The following is a 16,877-nucleotide window of genomic DNA, read 5'->3' on the forward strand; positions in this document are numbered from 1 at the left end:
GCACGAGCGAGCGAACCAGGAGGCACAGTGAGCGAGCGAGTTGGCGCGGCGGCGCCTTCAGCGCCGCACGAGCGAGTGGACCAGGGGGCGGAGTGACCTCCGCGACCCTCGCCCCGGACCGGTCGGGCTCAGCGCGCCGATCGGCCCGGGGCGGCCGCCTCACTCGCGCCTCCGGCCTCGGCCTGGGGATCGCGATGCTGTGGTTCAGCCTGCTCGTGCTGATCCCGCTGACGGCCGTCGTGGTGACCGCCTCCGAGGGCGGCTGGAGCCGCTTCTGGCAGGCGATCACCAACGAGCAGACCGCCGCCGCGATCCGGCTCACGGTCGGCACCGCGTTCGGCGTCACGCTGGTCAACATCGTGATGGGCACGCTGATCGCGTGGGTACTCGTACGGGACCGGTTCTTCGGCAAGCGCCTGCTGGAAATCCTGATCGACATCCCGTTCGCGCTGCCCACGATCGTCGCCGGCCTGGTGCTGCTGTCCCTGTACGGCCCGACGAGCCCGCTCGGCATCGACATCCACAACACGCGGATCGCCGTCTTCATGGCGTTCCTCTTCGTCACGCTGCCGTTCATCGTCCGCACCGTGCAGCCGGTGCTGGCCGAGCTCGACCGCGAGGTGGAGGAGGCGGCGGCCTCGCTGGGCGCCAGCCGGTTCACCACGTTCCGGCGGATCATCCTGCCCAGCCTGACCCCGGCGATCGCCGCCGGCGCCGCGCTCTCCTTCGCGCGGGGCGTCAGCGAGTACGGCTCGCTCGTGCTCCTCTCCGGCAACCTGCCGATGCGCACCGAGGTCACCTCGGTCCGCATCCTCAGCAGCATCGAGAACGACAACCTGGACAGTGCCGCCGCCGTCGCCTCGGTGCTGCTCGCCATCTCGTTCGCGGTGATCGTGATCCTCGACGTCATCCAGCGGAAGGTGATGCGCCGTGGCTGAGCCGGTGACCGCGTCCCGGCCGCGCACGCCGCGCGGCCCGGGCCGCTACGTGGCCCGCGTGATCGTGATCGCGTACCTGTTCTTCCTCGTCGCGTGGCCGCTGTCCCTCGTCGGGCAGAACACGTTCGAGGGCGGGCTGGACAACCTCCGGGGCATCCTGGAGGACCCGGACGTCGTACACGCGCTGCGGCTGAGCCTCCTGGTCGCGGTGCTCGCCGTCGTGATCAACACGCTCTTCGGGGTCGGCGTCTCGCTGCTGCTGGTCCGCTACCAGTTCCCCGGCAAGCGGCTGCTCAGCGCGCTGCTCGACGTACCCCTGTCGGTGTCCCCGATCGTCGTGGGCCTCGCGCTCGTGCTGGTGTACGGCGGCCGCACCGGCTGGTTCGGCCCCACGCTGGAGAGCGCCGGCTTCCAGGTCATCTTCGCCACGCCCGGCATCGTCATGGCGACGGTGTTCGTGGCGCTGCCACTGGTGATCCGCGAGGTCGTGCCGGTCCTGGAGGAGGTCGGCGACGAGCAGGAGCAGGCCGCGCGGAGCCTCGGCGCGGGCGGGTTCCAGACGTTCTGGCGGATCACCCTCCCCGCGATCAAGTGGGGCGTCATCTACGGCGTGGTGCTGAGCCTGGCCCGGTCGCTCGGCGAGTTCGGCGCGGTGAAGGTGGTCTCCGGCAACGTGCTCGGCGAGACCCGCACGACCACGCTCGTGGTCGAGGAGAAGTACCTCAACTTCGACAAGGGCGGCGCCTACGCCGCCGCGTTCCTGCTCGCCCTCGTCGCGGTCGCCGCGATCGTCGTCGTCTCCGCGCTCCGGCCCAAGGAGCACAAGTGAGCGCCGCGCGAGCCGGCGGGCGAGCCACCACATACAGGTCTGCGAGGCGAGGACGGCCGTGAGCATCGAAATCACCAACGTCGGCAAGCGATTCGGGAGCTTCGTCGCGCTCGACGACGTCTCCGTGAGCATCCCCTCCGGGCAGCTCACCGCGCTGCTCGGCCCGTCCGGCGGCGGCAAGTCCACACTGCTGCGGATCATCGCCGGGCTGGAGCAGGCCGACACCGGCCGTGTGGAGATCGAAGGCGTCGACGCCACCAACCTGCCGCCGCAGAAGCGCAACGTCGGCTTCGTCTTCCAGCACTACGCCGCGTTCAAGCACCTGTCGGTACGCCGCAACGTCGCCTTCGGACTGGAGATCCGCCGACGCCCCAAGGCGGAGATCCGCGAGCGGGTCGACGAGCTGCTCGCGCTGGTGCACCTGGAGCAGTTCGCCGACCGGCTGCCCGCGCAGCTCTCCGGTGGCCAGCGGCAGCGGATGGCGCTGGCCCGCGCGCTCGCGGTGGAGCCGACGGTGCTGCTGCTCGACGAGCCGTTCGGCGCACTGGACGCCAAGGTCCGCAAGGAGCTGCGTGACTGGCTGCGCCGCCTGCACGACGAGGTGCACGTGACCACGGTCTTCGTGACGCACGACCAGGAAGAGGCGCTCGAGGTCGCCGACGAGATCGTCGTGATCAACGAGGGGCGGATCGAGCAGATCGGCTCCCCCGACGAGCTGTACGACGCGCCCGCCAACGACTTCGTGATGCGCTTCCTCGGCCCGGTCACGCAGCTCGGCGAGCGGCTCGTACGCCCGCACGACCTGGTCCTGCACACCGGCGACGCGGAGCCGGGCGCGGTGACCGGGCGGATCACGCGGATCACCCGGATCGGCTTCGAGATCCGGGTCGAGGTGACCACCGACGACCAGGTCGTCGTCGTGACACTCACGCGGACCCGCTTCCGTTCGCTCGACCTCGACGAAGGCGCGACCGTGCGGGTCGCGCTGGCGCCGGAAGCGCTCGCCGCGACCGTGGAGGCATAGTGCACATCTCCGCCCGGAGCGACTACGCCCTCAGGGCACTCGTCGCCACCGCTGGCTTCTCCGACGGAGGTCCGGTCTCGGCCACGAAGCTGGCCGAGGCGCAGGCGATCCCGCTGGGCTTCCTGCACGACATCCTGTCCGACCTGCGCCGTGCCGGCCTGCTCACGAGCCAGCGCGGCACGGACGGCGGGTACACGCTGGCCCGCCCGCCGTCCGAGATCACGGTGGGCGACGTGCTGCGCGCGATCAACGGCTCGTTGAGCACGGTCCGCGGGCTCCCGCCGGACCAGGTCAACTACCACGGGGTGGCGAGCAGCCTGCCGGAGCTGTGGCTGACCCTGCACGAGGCCATCGCGGACGTCGTGGACCGGACGACGCTGGAGGACCTGCTGCCGTCGCAGTGGCGGGCGACCGCCTGACCCGGGCGGCCGCCTGCCCGGCCAGCACGCCGGCGAGGACGAGCGCGATCCCGGCGACCTGGGCCGAGGTGAGCGCCTCGCCTGCGACGGCCGTACCGAGCAGGACGCCGGTCACCGGGTTGAGCAGCCCGACCAGCCCCACGGTCGCGGCGCCGAGGTGGCGCAGCCCGGCGAACCAGGCGGCGAAGGCGATCGCGGTCGCGACCACGGTGACGTACGCGAAGCCCCACAGCGCCGGCGCGTCCAGTGCCGGCGGCGCGCCCTCGACCGCGACCGCGAACGGCAGCAGCAGCACTCCCCCGGCAACGAGCTGCCACGACGTACCGGCCAGCACGTCCACGTCCCGCCCCCAGCGCTTGGTGAGCACGTACCCGAGCGACGACATCACCATCGCCGTCGCCGAGGCGGCGACACCCCGCCAGTCGACCGGCCCCGAGCCGCGGAAGAGCATCAGCCACACGCCGGCGAGGCCCACCACCGCGCCGGCCACCGTGAGCGCGCGCGGCCGCTCGGCGATCAGGGCCCAGGCGATCAGCATCATCATCACCGGCGCGGCCGCCATGATCGTCGAGGCGACGCTGGTGGCGAGGAGCTGCGAGGAGAGGTAGATCAACACGAAGAACGCGCCGACGTTGAGCGCGCCGAGCAGCAGCGAGCGCCACCACCACGCGCCCCTCGGCCGCCGCCGGCTCAGCGCGAGCAGGAGCAGCCCTGCCGGCAGCGCCCGGATCGCGGCGCCGTAGAGCGGGGCGTCCGGCGGCAGGTACTCGCGGGTCACGAAGTAGTTGCTCCCCCACGCGACCGGCGCGACCGCGCAGACCAGCGACCACCGCCAGACGGCGCCCGAGCCCCGGCCGGCCCGCTCCCCCTCGGCCGGCACCGCGCGAGTCACCATGATCCCGATAATAGCTTCCCAGGAAGGTATCCTGTCTCGTGTGACCGATCACGTGTCCCGCATCCAGCGGGAGTGGGCCCGCGAGCGCCCCGACCTCGACGTCTCCCCGCAGGGGGTGATCGGGCGGCTGCACCGGCTCGCCGCCCTCCTGACCGAGGAGCTGTGCGTGGTGTACCGCCGGCACGGGCTGAGCGAGGGCGAGTTCGACGTGCTCGCCACGCTGCGCCGGGCCGGCGAGCCCTACGAGCGGGCGCCCGGCGAGCTCGCCGCGTACACGATGGTCACCACCGGCGGCATGACCAAGCGGATCGACCGCCTCGAGCGGGCCGGCCTGGTGACCCGGCGGCGCAGCCTCCGCGACGGGCGCGGCCGTGTGGTGGCGCTGACCGAGGCCGGACGGGAGCTGATCGACCGGGCGTTCACCGAGCACATGCACAACGAGCGGCGGCTGCTCTCCGCCCTCAGCCCGGAGGAGGCGGCCCAGTTGGAGGCGCTGCTGACGGCCTGGCTGGCCCGGGCCGCCCCCGGCGGGTGATGGAGCCTCACCCGGTCGCGCCGGAACATGCCGGCATGACGACGACACCGGAGGTACGTACCGACGAAGAGGTCCAGCGGGACGTCCTGGCGGAGCTGCGCTGGGACGCGCGCGTGCAGCCCAACGAGGTCGCCGTCGCGGTGGGGGACGGCATCGTGACGCTCGCCGGCTGGGTGGACAACTACGTCAAGCGGTGGGCGGCCGAGCGGGCGACCCAGCGGGTACGGGGCGTGACGGCGGTCGCCAACGAGATCGAGATCCGCCCGCCGGGCGGCGGGGGTGCGCCCACCGACGCGGACGTCGCCGGCGCGGCGGCCCGCACGCTGGAGTGGAACGCGCTGGTCCCGCCGGGCCAGATCGAGGTCACCGTCTCCGACGGCCGGGTGATCCTGCGCGGCGAGGTCGAGTGGGAGTACGAGCGCCGCGAGGCCGAACGCTCGGTGCGGGCACTGGCCGGCGTGCGCGGCGTGACCAACTCGATCGCGGTACGGCCGCGCCAGCGCACCGAGCCGAAGGCCCTGGAACAGCGGATCGCGCAGGCCCTCAGGCGCAGCGCGGAGACCGACGCCGAGCGGATCATGGTGGAGCAGGACGGCGACAAGGTGATCCTGCGCGGTGCCGTACGGTCGTGGCCGGAGCGGCGGGACGCGGAGCGGGCGGCCTGGTCGGCACCGGGCGTGCGCTACGTGGAGAACAACATCAGGATCGGCCCGTAGCCAGCTCGATCGGCACGTAGAGCCCCTGCCGCAGCGCGCGCAGCACCGCCTGCGTGGCGCTCGGCGCGCCCAGCCGCGCCTGGATCGCCTCCAGGTGGGCGGCGACGGTGCGCGGCGGCACCGCCAGGGCGGCGGCGATCCGCGGCAGCGACCAGTCTTCGATGAGCCGCCCGAGGATCTCCAGCTCGATCCGGCTCAGCCCGTGCAGCGGGCCGGGCGGCGACAGCACCGCGACGCCGGCCAGGTGGCGCGGCACCGAGGCGGTGCGGGCGAGCACCGTGACCCGCAGGTGCCGGTCGCTGCGCGCCACGGCGGGACAGCGCGACGCCGGCTGCGGGCACAGGAACGTGCTGTGGTCCTGGCGGCCCGCGTGTGCCGCGGCCGCCCGGAGCACCGGCGAACCGGGGCGCAGCAACGGATGGCCGGGCAGGCCGGGCAGGGGCAGCGTGCCGTCGGCGGCGGTGAGCACCACGCCGGCCCGCGCGTCCCGCACGATCAGCGCGGCGGCGCCCAGCGAGCGCATCGGATCCAGCGCCCGGCTGACGGTGCTGACCAGGCTGGTGAGCAGGTCGCGGGCCGCCGCGGTGGGATGGTCGTCGGTGTCGGTGCTGAGCCCCAGCACCCCGAGGTAGCGCCCGTCGTCGGCGAACAGCCCGGTGGCGAGCCCGTTACGGAAGCCGGCGGGCTTGAGAAACTCCGCCCACGAACGCACCTCGTCCAGCGGCACCGCCGCCTCGCTGAGCCGGATCGCCCGCCGCTCGCGGGTCAGGCCGACCAGCTCCACGTCGGCGACTCCGGCGGGACCGCTCATGTGCTGGTCGAAACCGTCGGGATGGCCGCGGCTGACCAGCGGCGACTGCTCGCCGTGTCGCGGGTCGAGCAACGAGACCCAGGCCGCGCTGTATGGCACCAGCCGGTGCAGCGGCTCCAGCAGCGCCTCGGCCCGCTCGGTCAGGTCGCCCCCGCCCGAGGCGATCGCGACGATCTCGCGGACCACGCGCAGCGCGCCCAGAGTGCGGTCGGCCACGGTCACACCTCGCTTTACCCGCGGTAGGTTACCGCCAGTCCGCGCCTCGAGCCGCCCAATCCCGCGGGCACGCTGTGAATATACGGCCCGCCGTGCGGCGTCGATGGCATCTATCAGGAGTTTGCCGGCGCGAACCGGGATACCAGAGGCCAGCGCGTACCGGCGATGATGTCGCGAACGGCCGTCCTCTTTGCTCAGACGCGGGTGCACCGCCGTGTCGTCCGTCCGAAGTGGATCAACTCAGCGGCGGTCGCGGCGCCGCCACGACGCGGGGTCGGCGCCATGGATCGGTAATCCTACGGATTGGCAGGCCACTCCGGACAGTGTGGAATCAGTCACGTGCTGCAAATGGTGGTCGACTCCCGCGAACTTGTCGAGCAGGCGTGCCGGTCCATCCGCGCCGATCCGTGGTTGGCACCGGCACTGGGGATGGCGCGTCACACCGCGCGCGATTCGTTGAAGAACGCGCTGACCCTGCTGGTCGGCGGCACGCTGGCCCGGCGGGCCGAGCACGCCGTGGCGGGTTTCATCGCCTACCTGGGGCCGCGCGGCCTCACCAACGACGAATACGACCGGCTGGCGCACTACGTCCTCTCCGCGGCGCTTGCCCGGAGGGTCGGTCCGGAGCGGCTGATCCTCATCGGCGCGGCGCTCACGACCGTCCGCATGGCGCTGCTGCCCGGCACCTGCCGCCGCTGACCGTCCCGCACTCCCCCGCGGCGCCGATCCCGCCTCCTCATCGCCGACGGTGCCCTCCGCCCGGATGAGCCCCGGATCACCCGTCCCGCGCGAGCCCGCCTCACCTCATCCCACGCCAGCCTGGACGGTGCACAGGTCATCTTCGTGGGAAGGACGGATCGCATGACCACCGCCGTTGCTATACGTAGCGACGAGGAAATCCAACAGGACGTGATGGCGGAGATCCGGTGGGATGCCCGGCTCCAGCCGAACGAGGTCGGGGTCGCCGTCAAGGACGGGATCGTCACCCTGACCGGCTGGGTCGACACCTTCATCAAGAAGTGGGCCGCCGAACGCGCGGCCCAGCGGGTACGCGGCACACGCGCGGTGGCGAACGACATCGAGGTGCGGCTGCCGAGCTCCGCCGAGCGCTCGGACTCCGACGTCGCGGCGGCCTCCACGCGCGCCCTGGAGTGGGACGCCCTGGTGCCGACCGACCGGATCGACCTGACCGTCTCCAAGGGCTGGATCACCCTGCGCGGCGACGTCGAGTGGGAGTACCAGCGCCGGGCCGCCCACCGCGCGGTCCGCGGGCTCTCCGGCGTGCGCGGCGTGACCAACCTGATCTCGGTACGCCCGCGGGTCCAGCCAGCTCCCGACGAGTTGCAGCGCCGGATCCAGGACGCGCTGGTGCGCAGCGTCGAGACCGACGCCAACAACCTCCAGGTCCGGATCGACGAGGGCGGGGTCACGCTGACCGGCATCGTGCGGTCGTGGATGGAGAAGCAGGAGGCCGAGCGGGTCGCCTGGTCCGCGCCGGGCATCACCTCGGTGATCAACCGGATCACCATCGAACCCTGACCGTGTACGCGAGCTGAGGGCTCGGACCTGTCGTGGTCCGGGCCCGGCCGGGAGGGCAGCCGGATGGGTAACGCACACGCGTACGTCGCCGACACGATCGAGAAGACCGACGTACTGCTGAAGGACATCGAACGCGCGCTGGACATGCCGAAGGAGCGGCGCAACCTGTCGTACAAGGCGCTCCGCGCGGTACTGCACGCACTGCGCGACCGTCTCTCGGTGGACGAGTCCGCGCAGCTCGCCGCCCAGTTGCCCACGCTGGTGCGGGGCATCTACTACGAGGGCTGGCAGCCGGGACAGGTACCGGTGCGGATGAGCCTCGACGAGTGGCTCCAGCAGGTGCGCGAGGAGTGCCCGATCGACGTCGAGGGCGGCACGCCGCGGCTGGTGCGGTCGGTCCTCTTCGCGCTCAGGCGCCACGTCACGCCGGGCGAGTGGGACGACGTGCGGGCCAGCCTGCCGGACGAGTACTCCCCGATGATCCCGTAGCGCCTGTACGCAGCGGCGCCGCGACCCCACACCGGGTCGCGGCGCTATCGTCGTGGCTCACCTCACTCCGGCGGCGGCAACCGGGGCTCGGCGGCGGCGGCCGCGCGGCGTCGCCGGTCCTGCCAGTACCAGAGCGTGACGAGCACGACCGCGGCACCGGCGAGCATCACGATGACGCCGGTCGCCCGCAGGTCGATCCACCAGGGATTGACCTGGATCGCGAACGCCAGCACGGCGCCGAGCGCGATCAAGAAGATTCCCCCGCCGATGCCCAATGGTCAAGGCCTCCGCCGCTAGGCTGCCGATCCCACCGAACGTACCGCGCCCCAATGGCCCGGATCGGCGCCGCTCACCCAGCCCGGGTGGCGTGCTTTCACCCGACCACGGCAAAGCGTGGACGTATGGCCAAAGACGTCAACATCGCCGTGATCTACTACTCGGCCACCGGCAACGTGCACAGTCTCGCCGAGGCGCTGGCCGAGGGGGCGGTCAAGGCGGGCGCCCACGTACGGGTACACCGCGTGCCCGAACTGGCGCCGGACACCGCCATCGACGCCAACCCCGATTGGCGGGCCCACGTCGACCGGACGCGCGAGACGGTCCCGGAGGCGAGGCTGGACGACCTGGCCTGGGCGGACGCGTACGCGTTCGGCACGCCGACCCGGTTCGGCATGGTGTCGGCGCAGCTCAAGCAGTTTCTGGACCAGGCCGGCGGGCTGTGGCTCAACGGCGTGCTCACCGACAAGCCGGCGACCGCGTTCACGTCGAGCATCAACCGGCACGGGGGGCAGGAGACGACGCTCGTCTCGCTCTTCAACCTGTTCAGCCACTGGGGCTCGATCATCGTGCCGCCCGGGTACACCGACCCGGTCCTCTACGAGGCGGGGGGCAATCCGTACGGCGTCTCCTGGCCCACCGGCCAGCCGCCGGAGCTGCCCGACGACCAGACCCTGCGCGCGGCGCAGTACCAGGGGCAGCGGCTCGCCGAGATCACCCAACGGCTGCGCCCGAAGGAGGAGTCGACCCGATGACGCAGACACTGGTCGACGGCCGCCCGACGGTGACCGTCGCCTCGTACACCGACTACCCGGTCGCGCAGCACGCCGTCGACCACCTCTCCGACAACGGGTTTCCGGTCGACCGGGTCGCCATCGTCGGCACCGGCCTGCGCATGGTCGAACGGGTGACCGGCCGCATGACGGTGGCCAAGGCGGCGCTCTCCGGCGCGGCCACCGGTGCCTGGATCGGTCTGCTGATCGGCCTGCTGCTGGGCATCTTCGCCGACCGGAACTGGTGGTGGGTGATCCTCACCGCGCTGGTCCTCGGCACCATCTGGGGCGCCATCTTCGGCGCGGTCGCGCACGCCCTGACCGGCGGCGGGCGCGACTTCTCCTCGGTGACCGGGCTACAGGCCAGCGAGTACGCGTTGATGATCGACGCGGACCGCGCCGACGAGGCGGTCCGCCTGCTGGACCGGATACCGGCCCACTGACGCCGGCGTCAGGACGGTCGGGCGGGCTGTCCTGACGCCGGCCCCAGACCCGGACCCGGCGGACGGCGCCGCCGGGTCCGGCCACGCCCCGCTGAGCCGCCGCCGCGGCTGCGTGACGGCTCAGCGCCCGCCTCGGCCCCGCGCCCGCCTCGGCCCCGCGCCCGTCCGGCAGCAGGGCCGCGTTGGCCGAGCGGGCCCGCTCGTACGCGGTCTCCGGCGCCCAGGTCCCGGCGGCGACCTTCGAATCCGCGTAGCGCCGCGCGAGAAGGTCCTCCCACTCCACGAACTCCGCGTGCGTCATGGGCCGTACGGACACCTCCGGCATGGCAAGATCGTGGCACATGCCTCCGCCGAACGCCTCTCCATTACCGCCGGCCGACCCGCACCGGGAGCGCCGGCGGGCACTGCTGTCCGGCGTCGCCGGGCGGCTGCGCGCGGCCGGGATCGAGACCGAGTTCGCGGAGCTCGAGCCCTACCAGGACTTCTACGGGTCGCTGCCGCCGGGCACGACCGGGCTGGTGTGCGATCAGCCGCCGACCACCGCGCGCTTCCAGGTGACCGTGGTCCGCGTGCGGCGCACGCTGCCGCCCGGCGAGGGCGGCCTCTCCGCCGACCGCCGCTCGTGGGTGCGCGACGCCGACGTGACGTACGACCTCGACAGCGCGGGCGAGCCGGCGTTCGAGGTGACGATGCTGGAAGACCCGGACGACGGGCTCGGCCACGACCGCGACACCTCCGCCGAGCGCACGGTGACCGGCGACGAGCAGGCCGTCGTCGACACGGCCCGACTCTGGTACGGCTACCGCCACACGCTGCGCAGCACTCCCCCGAAGGCCGACCCGCGCCGCGAGCGCAACCGGCTGCGGCGGGAGATCGAAAAGCGTGACGCGGCCGCGGCGGCGCCCGACCTGCACACCGACGTGGCGGGCGCGCTGGTGACCCCGCGTGACGCGCTCGCCGGCGATCTGGCCCGCCTCGACGCGGGGCTGCTGTGCTGGCACTTCCCGCGCGAGCGCAGCGGCCGGTACGCCCGGCGCGCGGTGGTGGCGCTGGCCCGCTACGGCCCCGACCCGGGCAAGCGCGGACCGTGGCTGACCGTCCGGGTCCGCGACGGCGCCCTCACGCTCGGGATCGAGCCGCTGATCGGCGTCAACCAGGACCACCGGTGGGACGCCACGCCGTGGCTGTGGAGCACCGCCGGCCGCACCGCCACGCCGGCCGAGCGGTGGCAGGTGGCGAGCGCGGAGGAGGCCCGCCCGCTGGCCGCGCTCCTCGACGAGCACGCGGTCGCCGCCGCGCTGGAGAGCGCCGGGGTACAGGTCGACACCGACGTGGCCGCGCTGCTCGACGGCTTCCCGACCCGCTACCTGCGCGCCGCGTACACCGACGCCTGGGTCGCCGCCCTCTACGGCCAGCTCGCCCGGTCGGCGCCGTGGCGCTTCGCCGCCGCGTACGACGCCTGGCGGCGCGAGCGCACCGCGCTGGGGCGGTCGGGCACCGGTCCGATACCCCTCTTCGGGCTGACCGGCCTCAACCAGCAGCGCCGCCCGATGCTCGCCCTCGACGTGCGGCGCGGCGCCCCGGTGCTGCGGATGGTCTGGACCGGCAGCAACACGCGGCTCTCCCGGGCCCTGTGGGAGCGCCCGGCCGACCTGGACGCGGCGCTGTCCGGCCTGGCGACGCCGGTGCCGTCGTCCGCACAGTGAAGCCGCTCGGCCCGCCGACGCGGCAGGGGTTGGCGGAGGTGGCGCGCGGGCTCTCGCCGGTGGTGCCGTCGGCCGCGGTGCCGCGGACCCACCACACGACCCGTGGATGGCGCAGGGCGGCCCGGCTGCCCCGGGCGGAGCTGGGGCCGGTCGCGGTCATGGCGGCGCTCTCTGTGCCGGAGTCGGCGCCGCGCCAGTAGAGCCTGGCGGCGGTCATTTCGCGGTTGGCGACCGCCTCGACGGAGAGCGTGTACGAGAAGCCGTCCGAGCCGCACCGCACGCCGCCGCTCACCGTGATCGTGATGCCCGACCCGGGCGGCTCCGGCGCCGGCGGCTCCGGTGTGGACGGTCCCGGCGGCGCCGGGTCGGACGCGGTCGGGGCGACGGCGACCGGGCCGGGCGACCCGCCGAGCGCCGCCGCGGTGGGAGTGGTGGACGGTGCCGGGGTCGGTGTGCCGCCGGCGAGCGCGGGCGCCGGGTCGGGCTCGCCGGGTCGGGTCAGCGCGATCACCACCAGCACCGCCACCACCGCCGCCGCGGCACCGGCCACCGCCCAGGTCCCACGCCGGCGGGTCGCCGGGAAGCCGTCCCGGTCGAGCCGGATCTCCGGTGCCTCGCCGGGGCGCCAGGCCGGGACCGGCAGGGCGGCGAACGGCGCCGCCACGTACCCGCTCAGCAGCGCCGCCGGGCTGAGCAACGCGCCCCGGCTGGCCAGGCACCGGGCGCAGCCGTCGACGTGGCGGCCCAGCCGCTTGCGCAGCAGCGGGTCGAGCCGGCCGTCCCAGCCGGCGACCAGCTCACGCAGCGTGGGGCAGGCCCCCGCCCGTGCCACCAGCAGCACGCCGAGCGCCCGTTCGAGCTGGGCGCGGGCGCGGGAGAGGCGGGCGTGCGCGTGGTTGGCGGAGATGCCGAGCACCGCGCCGATGTCCACCGCGGACATCCCGTGCCGCAGCGCCAGCTCGATCACCTCGCGGTCGCCCGCGCCGAGCCCCGCGGCGGCCGCGTGCACCAGCTCGCGCGCCTCGGCGGCGCGCAGGCCGGCACCGAGGTCGGCCGTGTCGGCGGTGGTGTCGTCCAGCTCGGCCGGCGTCTCCCGGCGGCGGTCCCGGAGCTGGCGCAGGCACTCGTGGCGGGCGATCGCGTACAGCCACGGCAGCAGCCGCTCCGGCTCGCGCAGCTGCCCGGCCCGCCGCCCGGCGACGACGAACGTGTCCTGCACCGCGTCGGCGGCCAGGTCGGCGTCGCGCAGGATCGACCGGCAGTACGCGTACAGCCGGGGCGCGTAGCGGCGGTAGGCGCCGTCGAGCCCGCGCGGGTCGCCGGCGACCATCGCGGCCACCAGCGAGGTGTCGTCCATCTCCGGCACGGTATCCCCCTTTCGCACGCGGGCCGGTGGCCCCGGAACGCGTACGTCCAGGGCCACCGGGTCGCGGGGGTGGTCAGACCATCAGCGCGCCGATCTGCTTGGCGATCGCGCTCCCGTGGTCCGCCGAGTTGGTGAGCTCCTCCCGGTTGATGAGCACGGCGATCGCGATGCCGTCGTCCGGGTACAGCAACAGGTGCGCGTCGGAGCCGAGTTGCCCGCCGGACTTGCTGGCGAAGCGGTGGCCGCCGTCGGTACCGACGTTCCAGCCGTAGGCGTAGCCCCAGTTGTGCGCGGTGCCGTCCCAGATGTGGTCGGTGTCGTTGACGATCTTGCCGTCGATCAGCGCGGTGCCGAAGCGGGCCATGTCCCGCACGTCCGACTCCAGCCCACCACCGAGCGTCTTCCAGGTGATCTCGTCGGGGTCGGCCTCGGCGTTGGCCGCGCCCGAGTAGATCTTCGCGCGGCGCACCGGCGGGCCGCCCAGTTCCTCCTGGCGCAGCGTCTCCAGGCCGAGCGGGTCGCTGATCTCCTGCCGCACGAGGTCCTTCACGCCCACGCCGGTCGCGCCTTCCAGGGCGGCCCCCAGGATGGTGTACCCGTGCGTGCTGTACAGCTCGCGCGTGCCCGGCTCGCAGTCGGTGTGGACGACCCCGCCCTCGTACCAGCGCAGCGGGTCGTCGTGGAAGGCGTACGCGGCCGCTGTCGCGTTGGCGTACCAGGTCTGCGCCATCAGGGCGTCGGCGTCCTTCTCCGCCTCGTACTGCTCGGGGTCGGTCGCCTTCAGTGACGACGACTTGCTGCCCGCGTAGTGCCGCACGCAGCCGCGGTTGCTGGCCAACTGCTCCAGCGTCGCCTCGTGGTGGCCGGGCAGGTCGTCGAAGTGGTCGCCGGCCTGGCTGTCCCGGCCCAGCGCGCCCAGCTCGCCTTGCTCGTGCAGGCGCATGGTGAGCGCGCCGCCGACCGCCTTCGCCACCGAGGCCCAGCGCATCACGTGGCCCGAGTCCATCCACTCGTCCTCGGCGATGTCCGCCCTGCCGAAGCCGCGCGTGTACCGGAAGGTGCCGTTCTCCATCACCGCGACGGCGACGCCGGGCACGTCGTCCTCGGCCATCTCCTGCTCGACGATCCGGTCGACCTGCGGCTTCCGCCGCCAGTCGGGGCGGTCGTTGTTCTGCCGCCAGATCGCCGCGTACCGCACCTCGGAGCCGACCTGGTACCGGCCGACGAAGATCTGCCGGTAGCCCTGGTCCACGTAGTTGTGCCACCAGTTCCCGTACTCGTGCTGGGTCATCGCGCGCCGCATCCGCCAGCCTCGGTCGTTCGCGTTCTCGACCCAGATGCCGCCGTACAGTTGCTCGTCGCTCGGCGCCGAGTCGAAGGAGAGCATCCGGAAGCCGTCCGCGTCGTACTCGTCGAACGTGGTCGAAAACTCCGCGCTGCTCAGGTCGCCGTGCAGGTGCCAGTCGAGGTTCTCCTTGTTGTCCAGGAAGATGGCGCCGTACCGGACCCCCTCCGAGGTCTTGAACATGTCGAAGTCGATCGGGATCCGCTTCGCCCCGCGCTGCTCCTTGGCGTAGTCGTCGAACTCGTCGAGCGTGAGGCCGAAGCGCGCGTGCCAGCCGAGCTTCTCCTTGTTGGCGACCCAGGCCGCGCCGATGTGCCACTCGCCCTTGTAGAGGTAGACCTCGCGGTCCACCAGCCGCAGCCCGTCCTTCTTGGCCTGCTCGAACTTCGCCTCGTACTCGTCCTCGGTCATCACGGTGTCGACAAGCCAGGCCCGCTTGTCCACGTTGTACTGGAAGGCGCCGCCGAAGGTCGGCGCACCGGTGAACGTGTCCACCTCGATGTCGACCGGGTAGAAGCCGCGCTTGCCCCATTCCTCGAGGTCCTGGTCGAATTCGACCATCGTGCGGTCGCGCAGGCCAGCCCAGCCGACCTCGTTCGGGTCGAACACGGCCGACGGCTGGCCGGGATGCGCGTTGGCCACCGGTCCCCCGGCGACGAGCGCGGCGGCGACGCCGGCCAGCGCGACGCCGGCGACCGCGAGGCGGGTGCGGCGGCGCGACCGGCGAGCCCGCCGCCACGCCTTGGACAGATAGATCATGATCCCCTCCTGGTGTCGTGGCTTACACCGGAAACGAGGGGGCGGCGCGACGGCCACCAACACCTTTCGGCTGTCACCTACCTGACAGCGGGCGGGCCGCGGTGGCCGGCTTGACAGCGGGCGGCGGTTCTTGTGCGTCTGTGGCAGACTCGCGCACCTATGAGCACTCAACAGCTACAGAGCCTGCAAACTCTCGTCGTGCGGCAGCGGATCCGCATGATGGTCAACCAGTACGAGGTGCACGCCGCCGGCCCGGACGGGTCCGAGGCCGGGATGGTGGCGTTCGCCCAGCAGAAGCGGATGGCCTTCAAGGAGCAGGTCACGCTCTACGCCGACGACACCAAGCAGCATCCGGTGCTCGGGTTCAAGGCCCGCAAGGTGATGGACCTCGCCTCGACGTACGACGTGACCGACCCCTCCGGCGCCCCCATCGGGTTGTTCCGCAAAGACTTCGCGAAGTCGCTGCTGCGCTCGACGTGGATCCTCGAGCAGCCCGGCCTGCCGCCCGCGACGGGACAGGAGCGCAGCCAGTGGGTCGCGATCCTGCGCCGCTTCGCGGAGTCGCTGTCCTGGCTGCCCTACCACTTCGACTTCGTCTTCGAGGGCGGCCAGCCGGCGTTCTCGGTGGTGAAGAAGTGGGGCCTGCGCGACCGGTACGTGGTCTCCATCCACGATCCCAACATCGACCGGCGGCTCGTCATCGCGATGGCGGTGGCCCTCGACGCGTTGCAGGGCCGCTGAAACTCCGTTGCCGAAACAGACCGGGCGGCTTACGTTCGGTATCGACAGCTTGTGGCTAGCTGCGGCCGGCGCCCTCGCGGGCCGGCCCCCCGCGGCCGGCGGCATCTCTCTCCCGCCGGCCGCTTCCGGGGTCGCTCCACATCTGACAGTCCACAGTGGTCAGCGGGCCGCCACCACCGCCGCCCGGTTGCGCGTGACCGAGGCGGTCACCGGGTCGAAGCCACCGGCCCGCAGCGCCCGCGCCGTCTCGCCCGCGATCGCCGCCACCGCCGCGCGGGTCGGGCGCTCGGCGAAGACGTAGAGCGTGCCGCCGGGAGCCAGCAGGCGGCGCACCCGCTCGACCAGCCCGGCCGGCGTGGCGAGCCAGAAGAGGCTCAGGTTGACCGCGAAGACGCGGTCGAACTCCCCTTCCGGCAGCTCGGCGGAGGTGATGTCGGCCTGCCTCACCTCGACCGTACCGGCATAGATGCGGGCGGCGTTGCGCTCGCGCGCGGCCCGTACCGCGGTGGCCGACCGGTCGATCGCGAGGACCCGGCCGCTGTCGAGGCGTGCGGCGACCAGCGACGTGGCCGTGCCCCCACCGCAACCGATCTCCAGGACGCGGTCACCGGCGGCGACCGCCATGCTCTCCACGGCCCAGCGCTGCCGGTCGCCGGCCGCGCGCGGTGTCACCGCGGCGTGACCCGCATGGTGTATCCGCGCACCTCCGGCGCGAGCATCGCGCGCAGCGGGCCGCCATACCGGGCGTACTTGGCCCGGAACGCCTCGTCGACCCGCGCGATCGCCCGCTCGTCGTGGACCGCCTCGACGCTCGCGGGGTAGCGCTGCCGCCCGTCGACGAACGTGGCCCGGCCGGTGCGCCGCACCCGCCGGTACCACTTCGAGGTGTCGCCGTAGCCGCTGCGCACGTACGGCACGCCGTCGACCACGACCGCCCAGATCGGGGTGACGACCTCGCCCCCGTCACGCAACTCGGTGGCGATGCGCACGGTGTCGGTGCGCGCGAGGTAGTCGACCGCGTTGTCACCCACCATGCGCCCGAGCCTACGCGCCGGGC

The 16,877-nt window shown here is 73.1% G+C and carries 18 protein-coding genes and 1 pseudogene; 12 read left to right on the top strand and 7 right to left on the bottom strand.

The window, feature by feature from the left end; all coding sequences use genetic code 11:
• The first annotated feature begins 92 nt into the window (after window positions 1-92).
• The 4 genes from cysT to ACFFIA_RS26745 are packed head-to-tail and all read left to right on the top strand — an operon-like array spanning window position 93 to window position 3,210.
• Window positions 93-938 carry a sulfate ABC transporter permease subunit CysT gene (gene cysT, locus ACFFIA_RS26730; protein ID WP_377255324.1) on the top strand — a complete coding sequence of 282 codons (846 nt, stop codon included), beginning with the start codon at window positions 93-95 and terminating at the stop codon, window positions 936-938.
• The gene (locus tag ACFFIA_RS26735; RefSeq protein WP_377255326.1) at window positions 931-1,767 is read left to right on the top strand and encodes a sulfate ABC transporter permease; all 837 of its coding nucleotides are present in this window, start codon (window positions 931-933) and stop codon (window positions 1,765-1,767) included. The genes cysT and ACFFIA_RS26735 overlap by 8 nt, the downstream gene beginning before the upstream one ends.
• 58 nt (window positions 1,768-1,825) lie before the next feature.
• Entirely contained in the window at window positions 1,826-2,791 is a 966-nt protein-coding gene (locus ACFFIA_RS26740; RefSeq protein ID WP_377255330.1) for a sulfate/molybdate ABC transporter ATP-binding protein, read from the top strand.
• Window positions 2,791-3,210, top strand: a complete 420-nt coding sequence (locus ACFFIA_RS26745; RefSeq protein ID WP_377255332.1) for an RrF2 family transcriptional regulator — start codon at window positions 2,791-2,793, stop codon at window positions 3,208-3,210. The genes ACFFIA_RS26740 and ACFFIA_RS26745 overlap by 1 nt, the downstream gene beginning before the upstream one ends.
• A gap of 34 nt (window positions 3,211-3,244) precedes the next feature.
• Here the strand turns inward: ACFFIA_RS26745 and ACFFIA_RS26750 are convergent.
• A pseudogene (locus ACFFIA_RS26750) lies at window positions 3,245-4,105 on the bottom strand (EamA family transporter); the annotation flags it as partial.
• 40 nt (window positions 4,106-4,145) lie between these two features.
• Here ACFFIA_RS26750 and ACFFIA_RS26755 point away from each other — a divergent pair.
• The gene (locus ACFFIA_RS26755) at window positions 4,146-4,640 is read left to right on the top strand and encodes a MarR family winged helix-turn-helix transcriptional regulator (protein ID WP_377255335.1); all 495 of its coding nucleotides are present in this window, start codon (window positions 4,146-4,148) and stop codon (window positions 4,638-4,640) included.
• Between the two features lie 35 nt (window positions 4,641-4,675).
• Window positions 4,676-5,356: a BON domain-containing protein gene (locus tag ACFFIA_RS26760; RefSeq protein WP_377255338.1), complete on the top strand. Its 681-nt coding sequence runs from the start codon at window positions 4,676-4,678 to the stop codon at window positions 5,354-5,356.
• On the opposite strand, the gene ACFFIA_RS26765 is transcribed toward ACFFIA_RS26760, so the two are convergent.
• Window positions 5,340-6,383 (bottom strand): LuxR C-terminal-related transcriptional regulator, encoded by a 1,044-nt coding sequence (locus tag ACFFIA_RS26765; RefSeq protein WP_377255341.1) that lies wholly within the window; start codon window positions 6,381-6,383, stop codon window positions 5,340-5,342. The two genes, ACFFIA_RS26760 and ACFFIA_RS26765, sit on opposite strands and share 17 nt — an antisense overlap.
• 339 nt (window positions 6,384-6,722) lie before the next feature.
• On the opposite strand from ACFFIA_RS26765, the gene ACFFIA_RS26770 reads away from it, so the two are divergent.
• The 3 genes from ACFFIA_RS26770 (at window position 6,723) to ACFFIA_RS26780 (ending at window position 8,411) form a co-directional block, all read left to right on the top strand.
• Window positions 6,723-7,082 carry a hypothetical protein gene (locus ACFFIA_RS26770; protein WP_377255344.1) on the top strand — a complete coding sequence of 120 codons (360 nt, stop codon included), beginning with the start codon at window positions 6,723-6,725 and terminating at the stop codon, window positions 7,080-7,082.
• A gap of 162 nt (window positions 7,083-7,244) precedes the next feature.
• Entirely contained in the window at window positions 7,245-7,922 is a 678-nt protein-coding gene (locus ACFFIA_RS26775; protein ID WP_377255347.1) for a BON domain-containing protein, read from the top strand.
• Between the two features lie 63 nt (window positions 7,923-7,985).
• Entirely contained in the window at window positions 7,986-8,411 is a 426-nt protein-coding gene (locus ACFFIA_RS26780; protein WP_377255350.1) for a DUF2267 domain-containing protein, read from the top strand.
• Between the two features lie 62 nt (window positions 8,412-8,473).
• Here the strand turns inward: ACFFIA_RS26780 and ACFFIA_RS26785 are convergent, their stop codons facing one another.
• A complete protein-coding gene (locus tag ACFFIA_RS26785) occupies window positions 8,474-8,686 on the bottom strand; it encodes a DUF6458 family protein (protein ID WP_377255353.1) in 213 nt (70 codons plus the stop codon).
• A 126-nt stretch (window positions 8,687-8,812) separates the two neighbouring features.
• Here ACFFIA_RS26785 and wrbA point away from each other — a divergent pair, with 126 nt between their 5' ends.
• On the top strand, window positions 8,813-9,442 hold the full coding sequence (gene wrbA / locus ACFFIA_RS26790) for an NAD(P)H:quinone oxidoreductase (protein WP_377255356.1): 630 nt from the start codon (window positions 8,813-8,815) through the stop codon (window positions 9,440-9,442).
• The gene (locus ACFFIA_RS26795; RefSeq protein WP_377255359.1) at window positions 9,439-9,903 is read left to right on the top strand and encodes a YflT domain-containing protein; all 465 of its coding nucleotides are present in this window, start codon (window positions 9,439-9,441) and stop codon (window positions 9,901-9,903) included. The genes wrbA and ACFFIA_RS26795 overlap by 4 nt, the downstream gene beginning before the upstream one ends.
• A 1,530-nt stretch (window positions 9,904-11,433) precedes the next feature.
• Here ACFFIA_RS26795 and ACFFIA_RS26800 read toward each other — a convergent pair.
• A complete protein-coding gene (locus ACFFIA_RS26800) occupies window positions 11,434-12,966 on the bottom strand; it encodes a sigma-70 family RNA polymerase sigma factor (RefSeq protein ID WP_377255362.1) in 1,533 nt (510 codons plus the stop codon).
• A gap of 82 nt (window positions 12,967-13,048) precedes the next feature.
• Window positions 13,049-15,079 (bottom strand): serine hydrolase, encoded by a 2,031-nt coding sequence (locus tag ACFFIA_RS26805; RefSeq protein ID WP_377255365.1) that lies wholly within the window; start codon window positions 15,077-15,079, stop codon window positions 13,049-13,051.
• Window positions 15,080-15,238: 159 nt separating this feature from the next.
• Between ACFFIA_RS26805 and ACFFIA_RS26810 the strand changes: the two genes are divergently transcribed.
• Entirely contained in the window at window positions 15,239-15,820 is a 582-nt protein-coding gene (locus ACFFIA_RS26810) for an LURP-one-related family protein (protein ID WP_377255368.1), read from the top strand.
• Window positions 15,821-15,979: 159 nt separating this feature from the next.
• Here the strand turns inward: ACFFIA_RS26810 and ACFFIA_RS26815 are convergent, their stop codons facing one another.
• Both ACFFIA_RS26815 and ACFFIA_RS26820 read right to left on the bottom strand, forming a co-directional pair.
• Entirely contained in the window at window positions 15,980-16,492 is a 513-nt protein-coding gene (locus ACFFIA_RS26815; RefSeq protein WP_377255371.1) for a class I SAM-dependent methyltransferase, read from the bottom strand.
• Entirely contained in the window at window positions 16,489-16,854 is a 366-nt protein-coding gene (locus ACFFIA_RS26820) for a DUF2255 family protein (protein WP_377255373.1), read from the bottom strand. Before ACFFIA_RS26820 ends, ACFFIA_RS26815 begins: the two co-directional genes overlap by 4 nt.
• Between the last annotated feature and the right edge of the window lie 23 nt (window positions 16,855-16,877).

Source organism: Phytohabitans kaempferiae, from assembly GCF_042433955.1.
Classification (GTDB): domain Bacteria; phylum Actinomycetota; class Actinomycetes; order Mycobacteriales; family Micromonosporaceae; genus Phytohabitans; species Phytohabitans kaempferiae.

What these genes read in the sequence shown, in the direction of transcription:
- ACFFIA_RS26795 (WP_377255359.1), top strand. Translation starts at nt 9,439, where the DNA reads ATGACGCAGACACTGGTCGACGGCCGCCCGACGGTGACCGTCGCCTCG.
- wrbA (WP_377255356.1), top strand. Translation starts at nt 8,813, where the DNA reads ATGGCCAAAGACGTCAACATCGCCGTGATCTACTACTCGGCCACCGGC.
- ACFFIA_RS26760 (WP_377255338.1), top strand. Translation starts at nt 4,676, where the DNA reads ATGACGACGACACCGGAGGTACGTACCGACGAAGAGGTCCAGCGGGAC.
- ACFFIA_RS26800 (WP_377255362.1), bottom strand. Translation starts at nt 12,966, where the DNA reads ATGGACGACACCTCGCTGGTGGCCGCGATGGTCGCCGGCGACCCGCGC.
- ACFFIA_RS26775 (WP_377255347.1), top strand. Translation starts at nt 7,245, where the DNA reads ATGACCACCGCCGTTGCTATACGTAGCGACGAGGAAATCCAACAGGAC.
- ACFFIA_RS26780 (WP_377255350.1), top strand. Translation starts at nt 7,986, where the DNA reads ATGGGTAACGCACACGCGTACGTCGCCGACACGATCGAGAAGACCGAC.
- ACFFIA_RS26810 (WP_377255368.1), top strand. Translation starts at nt 15,239, where the DNA reads ATGAGCACTCAACAGCTACAGAGCCTGCAAACTCTCGTCGTGCGGCAG.
- ACFFIA_RS26805 (WP_377255365.1), bottom strand. Translation starts at nt 15,079, where the DNA reads ATGATCTATCTGTCCAAGGCGTGGCGGCGGGCTCGCCGGTCGCGCCGC.
- ACFFIA_RS26820 (WP_377255373.1), bottom strand. Translation starts at nt 16,854, where the DNA reads ATGGTGGGTGACAACGCGGTCGACTACCTCGCGCGCACCGACACCGTG.